This window comes from Enterococcus casseliflavus NBRC 100478 (assembly GCF_001544095.1).
Classification (GTDB): Bacteria; Bacillota; Bacilli; order Lactobacillales; family Enterococcaceae; genus Enterococcus_D; species Enterococcus_D casseliflavus.
The window spans coordinates 1-12437 of sequence record NZ_BCPT01000033.1; the positions used below are offsets into that span (position 1 = coordinate 1).

12 protein-coding genes are annotated in these 12437 nt (G+C 40.3%); 1 reads left to right on the forward strand and 11 read right to left on the reverse strand.

Annotated features, from left to right (window positions below):
• Positions 1 to 49: 49 nt before the first annotated feature.
• The 7 genes from ECA1_RS16420 to ECA1_RS16450 all read right to left on the reverse strand — a co-directional run bounded on the left by ECA1_RS16420 (position 50) and on the right by ECA1_RS16450 (position 7162).
• Positions 50 to 1021, reverse strand: a complete 972-nt coding sequence (locus ECA1_RS16420) for a siderophore ABC transporter substrate-binding protein (protein ID WP_005236194.1) — start codon at positions 1019 to 1021, stop codon at positions 50 to 52.
• Positions 1022 to 1045: 24 nt separating this feature from the next.
• Positions 1046 to 1804, reverse strand: a complete 759-nt coding sequence (locus ECA1_RS16425) for an iron ABC transporter ATP-binding protein (RefSeq protein WP_060793102.1) — start codon at positions 1802 to 1804, stop codon at positions 1046 to 1048.
• The gene (locus ECA1_RS16430; protein WP_060793103.1) at positions 1801 to 2745 is read right to left on the reverse strand and encodes an iron chelate uptake ABC transporter family permease subunit; all 945 of its coding nucleotides are present in this window, start codon (positions 2743 to 2745) and stop codon (positions 1801 to 1803) included. The genes ECA1_RS16425 and ECA1_RS16430 overlap by 4 nt, the downstream gene beginning before the upstream one ends.
• Complete coding sequence (locus ECA1_RS16435; protein WP_010748447.1) at positions 2742 to 3692, reverse strand: ABC transporter permease; 951 nt, start codon at positions 3690 to 3692, stop codon at positions 2742 to 2744. Before ECA1_RS16435 ends, ECA1_RS16430 begins: the two co-directional genes overlap by 4 nt.
• A gap of 199 nt (positions 3693 to 3891) precedes the next feature.
• Positions 3892 to 4254, reverse strand: coding sequence for a hypothetical protein (locus ECA1_RS17975; RefSeq protein ID WP_236596046.1), 363 nt, complete (start codon positions 4252 to 4254; stop codon positions 3892 to 3894).
• A gap of 77 nt (positions 4255 to 4331) precedes the next feature.
• Positions 4332 to 5696 carry an FAD-dependent oxidoreductase gene (locus ECA1_RS16445; protein ID WP_005226235.1) on the reverse strand — a complete coding sequence of 455 codons (1365 nt, stop codon included), beginning with the start codon at positions 5694 to 5696 and terminating at the stop codon, positions 4332 to 4334.
• Entirely contained in the window at positions 5693 to 7162 is a 1470-nt protein-coding gene (locus ECA1_RS16450) for an AcpB/EbpR/MafR family transcriptional regulator (RefSeq protein WP_010748448.1), read from the reverse strand. Before ECA1_RS16450 ends, ECA1_RS16445 begins: the two co-directional genes overlap by 4 nt.
• Before the next feature lie 162 nt (positions 7163 to 7324).
• On the opposite strand from ECA1_RS16450, the gene ECA1_RS16455 reads away from it, so the two are divergent.
• Positions 7325 to 8428 carry an SLC13 family permease gene (locus ECA1_RS16455; protein ID WP_060793104.1) on the forward strand — a complete coding sequence of 368 codons (1104 nt, stop codon included), beginning with the start codon at positions 7325 to 7327 and terminating at the stop codon, positions 8426 to 8428.
• Between the two features lie 131 nt (positions 8429 to 8559).
• On the opposite strand, the gene ECA1_RS16460 is transcribed toward ECA1_RS16455, so the two are convergent.
• The 4 genes from ECA1_RS16460 to ECA1_RS16475 form a co-directional block, all read right to left on the reverse strand.
• Positions 8560 to 9273 carry a methyltransferase domain-containing protein gene (locus ECA1_RS16460; RefSeq protein WP_060793105.1) on the reverse strand — a complete coding sequence of 238 codons (714 nt, stop codon included), beginning with the start codon at positions 9271 to 9273 and terminating at the stop codon, positions 8560 to 8562.
• A complete protein-coding gene (locus tag ECA1_RS16465; RefSeq protein ID WP_060793106.1) occupies positions 9274 to 10281 on the reverse strand; it encodes a zinc-binding alcohol dehydrogenase family protein in 1008 nt (335 codons plus the stop codon). It abuts the gene before it with no gap.
• A 72-nt stretch (positions 10282 to 10353) separates the two neighbouring features.
• Positions 10354 to 11415, reverse strand: a complete 1062-nt coding sequence (locus tag ECA1_RS16470; RefSeq protein WP_060793107.1) for a hypothetical protein — start codon at positions 11413 to 11415, stop codon at positions 10354 to 10356.
• The gene (locus tag ECA1_RS16475; protein ID WP_005226241.1) at positions 11387 to 12298 is read right to left on the reverse strand and encodes a hypothetical protein; all 912 of its coding nucleotides are present in this window, start codon (positions 12296 to 12298) and stop codon (positions 11387 to 11389) included. Before ECA1_RS16475 ends, ECA1_RS16470 begins: the two co-directional genes overlap by 29 nt.
• Positions 12299 to 12437 lie beyond the last annotated feature (139 nt).

The following is a 12437-nucleotide window of genomic DNA, read 5'->3' on the forward strand; positions in this document are numbered from 1 at the left end:
AGTAAACTGATACGCGTGTCCTAATTACTTGATTGCTTTTCTCACCTATTTATTCAACGGCTGGTTTGACATCGTCCATCATTAGTTGGATCGACTCCAAGCCTGACCCTGCTAAATACCAAACCGCAGCATCCAATTCAATGACTTGATCGTTTTGCCCAGCATTTGTTTCTTGGACGATTTCATTTGCAACAAATTCACTTTCACTTTCATTGCCGCCGATCGCTTTTGTCCGGTCGATCACGAAAATGATATCAGGATTTTTCTCAAGCAAGTACTCATAAGAAATACTTTGTCCATGTGTCGACGCCTCTAATTCCTCATCTACTGCAGGGAAACCAAATGTATCATACAAGATACTGTAACGAGAACCTGGCCCAAAAGCAGAAAGATTGCCTTCATTTACCATAACAACCAAGGCTTTCTCGTCAGCATTTTGCGCTTGCTCCTTCAAGGTATCGATCTGACCTTGTAACGATGCTAGTTGTTCTTGCGCTTCCTCTTCCTTACCAAAAATTTGACCAATAGTCGTAATGTTGGCTTCGATCGATGCCCAAGTATCACTATTGTCAACGCTTAAGAAAACGGTTGGCGCGATTGCAGACAATTCCTCTTGGAAATCACGTTGTCGCCCAGAAATAATGATTAGGTCTGGCTGCAGTTGATTGATTTTTTCTAAATCAGGCTCTTTGATTCCCCCTGCTGATTCAACATCTGCATACGCTGATAAATAATCTGGTAAATTGCTGGTCGCAGCAGCAACGATTCGATCCCCAAGGCCAAGCGCATCCATCGTGTCTAAGGCACTATTGTCAAAAACCACCACTTTTTCTGGTGCATAAGGAACAGTAACAGTTCCATTGCTATCAGTGATTTCAACCTCTGTCGGTGTCTGTTCACTCTGAGCAGTTTGGCTTTGCTGTGTCCCTGTCGATTCGATTGTACCAGTATTATTTGATCCGCATGCGGTCAACCCCGCTAATACGAAAATACTCATAAAGCTTACTACAATTTTTTTCATTTTTTTCCTCCTTAGAAATACATTTTATTGGAAGGTATAGCAAAATTGCCGACCATCCACTTGTACCAGTTTGATTGGAATCTCATATAACGATGCCAACACTTGCTCCTGGATCACAGCCTCAGTGTCGGCCGCTTTAAAAATCTGACCGTCTTTCATGGCAACGATGTGATCGGCGTAGCGAGCGGCAAAATTAATGTCGTGCAAGACGATCACAACGGTTTTCTGATAGTCTTCCACCAAGGTGGTCAATAACTTCATCAGCTGGTTGGCGTGCTTCAAATCTAGATTGTTTAACGGTTCGTCCAACAGCAGATAATCTGTATCTTGAGCCAAGATCATCGCCAAGTAAACTCGTTGTAGCTGACCACCAGAAAGCTCATGAATCGATTGATTGGCGTATTCGGTAAGGGATAGCTTAGCCAAAGAATCATCAATGATCCTATCATCCGCTGCCGATTGTCGCCCGCGGTTATACGGATAGCGACCAAATGCTACCAGTTCTCTTACAGTCAGATTGACTGCATAGCGATTGCTTTGTTGCAAAAAAGCCATTTTTTTGGCTAGCTCTTTGGATTTCCATTGGCGAATCTCAGTTCCATCTAAATAAATATCACCAGTTCTCTGGTCCAGCATCCGACTGACCAAGGAGAGTAAGGTGCTTTTTCCCGCACCATTTGGCCCGATAAAGGCAATCATTTTCTGCTCAGGTAATGCTAAAGAACACTCGGTCAACACCTGTGTTTTCGCATAATTTTTGGATACGTTTTTTGTTTCGATCATGGTTTTTTCCTTTCCAGCAGCAATTTGCTTATAAAGAAGACGCCACCTAATAATTGAATCACTGTACCAATGGTCGTTTGCCATTGAAACACTTGTTCCACTAAGAACTGCCCTCCTACTAACAGTAGAAAACCAATCAGGCTGCCACCCGCAAACAACCACCCATGGCGATAGGTAGGAAAAAGCTGATAGGTGATCGTTGCCACTACAAAGCCGAGAAAAACAGCTGGACCTACGAGTGCCGTAGCGGTACCTGTCAGAAGCGCAATCAAAAATAAAATACCTCTATGAAGCCATTGAACAGGAACGCCTAGACTTTTGGCTTGCCCGCTTCCTAAATGTAATAGATTCAATTCTGGAATCAATAGAATCAGGCAGCTACTACCGATCAAAATGATCACAGCAGCAATTAAGAGATGTTGCGTATTGATATTGCCAAAGCTAGCGAATAAGCGTCCTTGCAGTAAATCATATTCATTCGGGTCCATCAAGACTTGCAAAAACGTGCTCAGACTACTGAACATCGTGCCGCATACCATTCCAGCCATCAACAACAAAAACAATCCGTTGACGGCTTTTTGATAGAAAAAACCGATCAATAAACTTCCTAGAATGGCAGTCAGACTGACAGAGAATAAAAACATCGCTGCTGTTTCTTGGCTTAGCATCTGGATCCCGCCAATAAAAAAGAAACACAGGGTCTGAACCAGGACATATAGTTGATCCAAGCCTAAGATTCCTGGTGTTAAATAGCGATTGCTCGTAACAGTCTGTAAGGTGATCGTACTAAAGGAAATTGCGATTGCCACCAGAGCAAAGGCGAAGATCCGACGGCCCCGCAATGCAAAAGCAAATGACCAATTACCATAGGTATTATAGGTCAGATAGGCAGTAGCGGCACAAAGGATCAGAAAGAACAAAAGAAAGAGTTTTTTCTTCATTGAAACTTCCTCCCCAGCAGCAAAATCAAGAAGCAGCAGCCACCTAGTACACCGGCAACCACACTTACGGGCATCTCATACGGAGCAATCACGATGCGTGCCAATACATCACATAAAAGTAAAAATGCACTTCCAGCAAAGCTGATCAGCAGTAGATTATTCTTCAAATGATCCCCAAACACCATGCCGATCATATTTGGGATAACGATCCCTAGAAAAGGGATTTGTCCAACGGTCAATAAAACGACACTACTGGCAAACGCCACCAGAGCGAACACAGCAAAGCGTAAAAACAGATAATTGATCCCTAGACTCTTGGCGGCACTTTCTCCTAAACCAGCAATCGTGATCTCATAAGCTAGGAAATACAACAGACCGAATACTGGAATCGTCAAATACAAAAGTTCATACTGGCCAGCCATAATAGTAGCGAAGTTTCCTTGAAGCCAAGAAGAGACATTTTGAACCAATTGGAAGCGATAGGCCAAGAAGCTGCTAATGGCACCGATGATATTACCGAACATCACCCCGGTCAAAGGGAGCATCATTGGATCTTTCTTTGGTAGAAATTGGCTTAAAAATAAAAAGAACAAAACACCTGCATAAGCAAACACAAATGCTGCGGTTGTCCGAATCAAGTTTGAAGCATTTGGCAGAAAAAGCATGACTAGCAAAATTCCTAAACGAGCACTATCAGATAACCCGATCGACTCTGATGCCACAAATTTATTTTGCATCATATGCTGCATGATTTTCCCACATAAACTAATGATTCCACCTGCAATGATCAAACTGATCGTCCGTGGGAGCCTAACTTTTACCAAAACAAGCCAATGATTCGGATCACCCTGCTGTAAACCACTTAATGATAATTCATGGGTACCTACCAGTAACGAACAGCCCACAAGAAGAATCAAGATCAGCAGTAATCCGATTTTTTTCAACATGCCCCGCCCCTTCCTTATTGAGAATGATTCTCACTCTCTTTAATAGGGTAACGTATTTCACTTAAAATCACAAGAAGTTTTTTTAAAAAATCCCTTTACCAACGCAATTTCAGTGAAAACGAATCTGCCAAGGCAAGGGATTATGTGATATTTTTCTCTTACAAAAGACTGCGAGCACGTATTTTTTTCTCAACGGAGCCTATTTAATCGCTTTAATCAAATAAATACTTGAGAAGGCTAGATTCAACTTCTGAGTTTCATTCAATAACAAATCATTTACACGTTCAATCGTTTCAATCTGTTGAAACCACTGTGTAGTCAACACATGCTCATCCCAAGCTGAGCGTAGCTTTTCAGATAAAGTGTACTGATGAGCTAACGTGTCCATCCAAGGAACATTCGTCTGCCGATAACAATCATTTACCAAAAATCGTTCAGTCATAAAACGAGCGTCGTCATATTTTTTACGAGTTTCTTCATCAAAAAGATAGCAATACCAGTTGGCATCAAAGTTCAGCACAACCCCACCTGGTTTTAATACGCGATACCTTTCATGGCGCAATCGCTATTTTCTCCCGATTAACGTCAATTCACAAAAATAAACCTGCGATCATCGCAGGTTTATCAAGACTTACTATTTTACTTTAACAAGCCATCAAGGGCCAATTGATTCAAAAAGTGCAGTGGAAATGAGATGGTTGGATTGAAAAAGTAATCCATTGTTGCTAACTGGTGCAAGGTCGTCTTGCTATTGATCAAGGTTGAGATCGTATTGATGATCTCCAAACTTCCACGATCACTCGTAATGATTTGTCCCCCCATGATCACTTTCGTTTGCTGATCAAAAATCAGTTTTAACGTTACTTCAAAATCCTCATCTGTCGCGAAAAATGTCCGAGAATGAAATGTTTGCGTCACTGAATCTACTTCAAAACCGTAATACGGTGCCTCGGTCTCATTAATACCTGAACTGCTGACGAAATAGCCAAATAATTTACTGACGACGGTCCGTTGCATTTTTGGAAAAGGAATTTTCGTTGTTCCCCGTTCATTTGCCAATAAATTGGTGGCAGCAACGATCCCGGTGCGGTAAGCATTTGTTACTAAAGGAATATACAAGGAGCTATCCGAATGATTAAATGGGATCGAAACAAGATCCCCAATTGCATAAATCGCTGGGTCAGACGTTTGCAAATACTCATTTGTCGATACCGTGCCATCCAGATTTAGTTTCAGAAAATCTTCTACTAGCGCAACATTTGGACGTGGATTGACAGCATAAACGACCACGTCAGCTTGAATTTTCGTTCCATTTGACAGCTCAATTCCTTGATAATCGCCTTTCTCATTTTTGATCGTATGAGCGACATTGCTGTTAAGATAGATCTGCAAATTTTTGGGAAAACGTTCCATCAAAATTTTGGCAATTTCATGATCAAAATAACGGAACAACAGCGTATCCATGCGATCGATCAAATGAACGGCTTTTTGTTGTCCGCTTAAAGATTCCGCTAATTCGAACCCGATCAGACCAGCGCCGACGATCGCAACGGTTTGGGCATTCTCGATTTTTTCTAATGCTTGCTTTGATTGACCAATGGTTTTGTAGGTCGTTATATGTGCTTCGACATCTGAGGCAAACTCCGAACGGAAAGTACTCGATCCCATCGCCAAAATCAAGCCATCATAACTCACTTCATCTTCTTGCTGATAAGATTCCGTTGATGTGACAAAATGAACCGTTTGTTCTTGCGGAAAGATTTTTGTGACTTCACTGTTTAGCATCACATTGATTCCTTCTGAAAGAAGTTCACTGGCAGTTGCCGTTTTGGAATCTTCCAAACGCTGAATGTAACCTTCCAGTACTAAATTCAAACTGCTGGCAACATAACCAAGAACGCTTGATTTTTCTATAATTATCACATCGACTTTTGGGTCAACTTTTTTTAAATGACGGGCAGCAGCAATTCCTGCATGAGAGCCTCCAATAATCACTATTCTCATATCTTTTCCAACTCGCTTTCAAGGTTCTCATTTCGTATTTCATCCACGATTTGATGAAGCCGCTCTTCTTCAAATGGGGTTGCACCACCTGTTAAAATCAATCGTTTTTTATAGCGATAGCCTTCCGAGATCTCAGAATGATCAACGATCAATAGATCATAGTCCTTCTCCTTCGTCCCATCGAAGTGAATATTCGGATAGCCAGCCAATTCTTTGATCAAAAAGCGCCGTAAAAAGCCACTGCGTAATCGTGATTGAGTCAGTAAAATCCCTACCGTAAATGCTTTTTCCTGTTTTACTTGAATCCATTGACGGATCAAAAGCAATTCATTGGTCAAATGCTGCTTTTTCTCAAGAGAAAAGGACTGGTTTACGTTTTTCTCCAACTGTTCGATTGCTTGCTGTGCCACTTCGATCAAGCTCTCATTCGCAACACTTTGCGGCTGAAATTCAGCAAAGGCAATAATGCCGCCATGAATATACAACGCTTGGATCGTCACACTCGTCAAGAAGACGCGTAATTCCGTAGAAGTTTCTGTAGTCTTTCTTTCACTATCACCAATGGCCTGCAGCAGCTCCCCATTTAACGCATCGATCTCTTGGAAGAAAAGTGATTTTTGCAAGGAGTCATCCAGTGAAGGGCGAATCAAGCCTTCAGCTAATAAAAATAAATAGAAATATACCGTTTCATAATCGCTCCAGGATACGGCAAAACGACTGAGATAGCGCCCTAGTATATTCCGCAAAAGCTGAAACATCGCTTCATTTTCCAATGACTTCAACAATGGATACGAGGCTTCATGCTGTTGCGAGCCGCGATAATCAAAACGGGCTTCCATAATGCCTAACCAAAGCCCGACTTTCCAACGCTCTGCTTGACTAAACGTTGTCTGCAACTGTTTTTCAATGACTCGAATCAAATTGTTGATGGCTGGTGCATTCAAGCGAGCGATCAATTCTTCATTGGGATAACTTTGTGAAAAAAACTGATAATAGAAAAAGCGAATCTGTTTTTCATCCCCAATCAATTTTTTATTTTTTAATTGGATGTCGAATTCTTTCAATAACTGATTGATCGCTTTGAATCGACGAAACAATGAAGCTTCACTCAACATCAGTTCTAACATCATTTTCGTCGTTGACTCATCTCGATGAAAAAACAAATACGACAATATCTGAAAATCGATTGCTTCTGAAAGATACGCATAAAAAAATTGCTTCAGGGAAAAATCAAGAGGCAATACCAATTGCACTTGATCATTTTCTGAATAGATCAAAGCTGCGTCTTCATGGAAAGCAGCTAAATTTTGATGAAGATTTTGAAGTTCTTTTTGCAAAGTGGGCGCGGAAATGGATAACGTTTTTGCAAGTTTTTTATAAGAGACTTCTGAGCCATTCTGAAAAAAAACAGCCAAAATTTGAAAATGTACCTGCTGATTTTTTTCAAGCAGCTGCATCACATTCATTCTTGAACCTCCTTCACCTTTCACATACTAATTTCCCAATTAATGAGTCGTTTGTCAACTATAAAAATTGCCTGAATGTCTTTGAGTTCGATGGAAAAAGCGTTATTTATTGTTCCTAAAGCATAGGAATGGTAAAATTCTTGAGAAGAAAGGTGGTGAACTATGGGAAAACGAATGTTAGCATTTTTTCGAACGGATCGATTATTTTCGATTTCCCTGCTACTAGCACTTATTGCGTGTTTTTTCGGCACCTTCCGTTGGTCGTTTATTGACTTTAAAGTGATTTTATCACTGTTTGGATTAATGTTAGTAATCAATGGGTTAGAAGAAGCTGGTCTTTTACGAGCATTTGGACAAAAATTAGTGGAAAAAAGTCGCAATCTGCGTGACTTGATCCGCGCAATCGTCTTGCTAAGCTTCTTCAGTTCGATGTTTTTAACAAATGACGTGGCTATCTTAACTTTATTGCCCATCTATTTACTCTTAACGAGGAAAGAACAACAGCACACCAGCGTCTTATTAGGCGCTGTCTATTTGATCGTAGCAGCCAATTTAGGAAGCTGCCTGTTTCCATTTGGAAATCCGCAAAATCTATTTTTATTTTCTTACTATCAGATTTCGCTGCCACAATTCATGTGGACTACCGGCACCTTTGTGGGACTTTCATTACTATTACTCCTTGTTTCGATCCAGCTCATCCCAAAGACTCCATTGGAAATCGCCCTGCAAGAAGAACCCTTTGAAAAAAAGCCAGCGCTGCTTAATTCAGGATTATTTGTCCTTATGATTCTTGGTATTTTTAGTGTTCTCCCTATTTCAATCGCCGTGCTTGTCGTCGCAGCCGTGGTTTGGTTTAGTAATAAACGATTATTTGCAAAAGTTGATTATCGGTTACTACTTACCTTTCTCTGCTTCTTCTTGATCGTCGGGAATATTCAAGACCTATCTCTGGTCACCGATCACATTCGACCGTATTTTCAAGAAACGCATCGCGCTTTTTTAGGTAGTATTTTACTCTCCCAAGGAATATCTAACGTTCCAGCAGCAATTTTGATTGCTCCTTTCACCGATTTAGAAAAAGCCGTTCTTTTGGGCGTCAATGTTGGTGGTTTGGGTACATTGATTGCTTCTTTGGCGAATTTGATTGGGTACAAATTATTGAAACAAGCCAGACCAAAAGAAGCGAGAACGTTTCAAAAGCTGTTTTTTATCGTCAACATCGTTTTTTTACTGTTATTAGGCAGCATCGTATACCTTCTATTGTAGCAAATTCACTGTAAAACGAGATTCCAGCATAAGATGTTTCCAGTCAGCAGCCAAAAGAAGCCTAGCTCCTGTACCTGTTTCTTGATCTTATGTCAGAATCTCTTTTTTTGATACCCATTGTGTGATTTTACTTAAGCTAAAAGAAGCTCAAAAGTGATTTTCGTTTGGCTTTCGACAGTCAATGCCTCACCAAAGACATGTTGAACCATTTGTTGCCGTTGTTCCAATGAATACTCCTCCTCAAAATAAAGATGAAATATTTCTTGATCGATCTCTTCCTTCAAAATATACTCGAATTGCCGACTCTGCCAATCGATCGCTTCTTCTGAAAACCACTTCTTGTACCAAGTGTTTAAGTTCAGGTCATTCTTCGCTGAAAGATTTTTTTCATAAGGCTGAAACACGTTTTCTTCTTCTGCGATCATTCTTAGAATAATCAATTGATGGGCCTTTTTTTGAAACTGAAGCAATGCTTCTTTGTCTCTGACTGCTGGATTCATTGCCATAAAAATACAGGGCCAGTGCTGGTCTGCAGATAAAAAGTCTTTTTGGCTCTGCTGAACCATATGGAGCTTGTTCATCGGATCTTCCGTCGTTTCTTCAATGATTTTTAACATTTCTTTTGAAAAATCAATTGCGTAATACTCATCTACATAAGGATAAAATGCTGAAATGTAGCGGCCAGTCCCCGCAGCAAAGTCAACGAAGGCCGATATCGGGAACACTTTCTGCTCCACCAAAAAAGCTGCTACCTCTTCGGCAATTTTCAATTGGGATTCTCTTTGAATCTGTGCATATTCTTGGGCAAATTCATCCCAAAACAGCATCGCTTCCTCTTCTTCCATCTAGCGGACGCCTCCAGTGATCACTGTCTTTCCTTTCGTTCCTTGCTCAACCGCTTTTGTAGCGAGCTTTAAGGTCTCGATGGTAATTCCTCCATCAAACGTTTGGACCGCAGTCGTATGGATCTTTTTGTCAGCGAGTAACGAGGCGATCCGTTGCAAAATGCTCCCTTGTGTTTCAATCATCAACTGAGCATCTGTTTTTGCGAACATATACTCCCAATAAAAATCGATGCCGAAGTTTTTAAATGGATTTAAATCTAGCGCTTCTTTCGTATTCACGATCATTCCGACTTTGCCAAACGGCAAGATTGCTTTCGTTAATTGTGGCAAATAGGCCGAGGCGTCATAAAAAATTGCAACGGCTGAAAAAGGCTCAGTGATTTGTTCAGCCAACGGCAAGCGATGATTAAGTACTTGATCCACTTGATTGTTTTTAAGCCACTGATCGTTCTTAGGACTCGCAGTGCCATAGACTGTCAATCCTGCCCATTTTGCTAGTTGCGCCGCAATTGAGCCAACACCACCGCTGGCATTGACCAATAAAATCGATCCTTCATTCGCGTTTTCTTCAGGCACGTACCCAAATTTTTCAAAAAGCAATTCCCACGCTGTAATACTCGTTAATGGCATAGCTGCAAGATCGCCATCAGAAAAGCCGGCTGGTGCCTTTGCTGCGATCCGAGAATCAACTGTTTGGAACCTTTGATTCGCACCAGGTCGTTGTGTGGTTCCAGCATAAAACACCCGATCACCAACGGCAAAGCCATTAACTGCTGAGCCGATTTCTTTAACGATCCCAACGGCGTCATACCCTTGGATCTGGAACGCTTCACTTAAAGCAGTCATTTGCCGTCTTTTTGTATCGATTGGATTGACCGAAACTGCCTGTACTTCCACCAATAAATCATTTGCTTGGCAATTGGGTATCGGAATTTCCTTTTCAATAAATACATTTGACTCATCTAAAGATCGTCCTTCATAAAAACCTAGTGCTTTGTTTTTCATCATACTGCTCCTTCCAAAAAAAAGTGCTGAATAGTTATAAAAACCATTCTAGCACTTTTAATGAATTTAGAACATTTATTCTTCACCTTCCACGACAAGCGGAACCAAAAATGGATAGCTTGTGAAGAAATCTAATAAGGATCGCTTCCATTGATCTGAATCAATCGTTAGTAAAGTGGACTCTGTATACAAATGAATCGTCAATCGTTGATTTTTATCAAGTAAAACAAGAATTTCGCCTTTGTTTTCTGTGATAAAATCATATTGCTGATTCTCCATTGTAATAATGAAAATTTGATCGAGAACTTCTGCTGCAACAGCAAAGTCCGTCTCCATATCGACAGCCAATGTTTGGGTATTGTCGATCAAGCTTGGTGAAACCGTAAAGCCTAATTCTTTTAAATGCGCCAATACCAAGTTGACATCATAATTAAAGAGCGAAAGCTGATTGACCGAGAAAATATTCTCCGCATGCCATTGACTGATTAAATGCAAAATCTGTTCATCATTGACAACCACCGACTGGGAGTTAGAATTGATAGTCAACAATGGCAAATAATTAGATTGATACGTAGAATTGACTGGATTTAGTTTAAAACTAAACTCGAGCTCCTTTGTTTCTGTTAACCGAAAACGGACATTGAAATGCTTTGTCTTCCATGTGTCATAGTTATCAGTAGCAGTTAAATGAATCGTTTTTAATGGTTTCAAGAATTCATAGGCATAGTATTCAAGCAATGTCTTTTTGGCGATCACCGAAATATCTTGATCTGTTAAAATCAACTGGCGGTAATGAGCAAGTAATCCAGAAAAATCAGCTTCCATAATTGATTTTCTCAATTTTAAATCAGCTAGTTCGTTTTCGGCTTGCTCAATAAGCGATTCGATTCGTTGGTGATCTTGCGCTTTTACAGCATAATAATCATCTTCGTAGTCAGTTTCTTCTTTTGCTGAATCAAAAGAATCATCCACTACATTTCCACTATCTTCTACTAAAGGACCGTCATTCACTAAATCCGTCGCATTTGTTGATACGTTTTCCTCGACTTCATTAGCTCCTTCTGTTTGGACCTCTAGAGTCGGTTCCTGCTCCAGCAGCTGTGATTCCTCAGGATTCGTCTGCGTTTCTTTCGTCAACTTCAGTCAGCTCCTTTCCAGTATAGTGAGCTAAGAAAGCCATTATTTTTGCCGTAAATTCATCAAATGATCCAAAAAAGGTATCAATTTGACGGAATTCTTTTTCCACGATTGCTTTCTTTAAGCGCAATGTTTGGTATTGCTGTTGCAGACGCTCTTTTTCAGCAAAAACCTCTTCGTCATTATTTGAATATCTTTCCCATTCCCGACGTTTGGCTTCTAATGCTTTTCGCTCAGAAGTCAACTGCTCTAGTTCTTCATCGATTTTTGTCCGATTGAAAAAGCCCTTTGACTCACTCAATTCATTTACAGATGCCGTAAGCTTATCGATCTGATTTTGGATTTCCTTTACTTCTGATAGGGCAGTGATCCGTTTGGCTTCCAGCTTATCCATTTGTTGTTCGATGGCTGTCAGCATCTCACGATCGCCTCGTTGAAACTTCTCCCATTCTTCGTCTATCTCAGGGATAACAAAAATTTCTGGAATGCTCGCATCGATACCAATCGTCGCTCGCTCATGATAATAGGTCCCTAACTTATAGTAATGCACAGTAGGAGATATTTTGGCACAATGCATCATGAAAGGAAATGTTTGGGTGAAGTTATCATGGAACTTTCTTGATAGTAATTCATCAATCTCATGATTTTGATTTGATGTTTCTTTTAGCTGTTTATGCAATCGACCATTATATATACGATAAATTTCAGGAATATCCTCTTTTTCGATCGCTACTTCAAAATCTTGCAGGTCTTGCAGCATCTGACCGATATTTTTTGAGGCGACTTGTTTGATATCGCCAAAGGATACTTCTTCATTCGTTGAAACTGAAACAACGTCTTGATCTTGAACAAATTTTTGTTCTTTTTTGGCATCGTCAGTCATATGATCCCTCCTAAAAATACTTCACTACTAGTGTATCATTTTTTTCCATAAAAAGTTATTTTAAGTGATTGTTTTTAGAAAAATGATACATCATTGTAATAACAAAAAAACACATGTCAGTGAAGACATGTGTTTGACT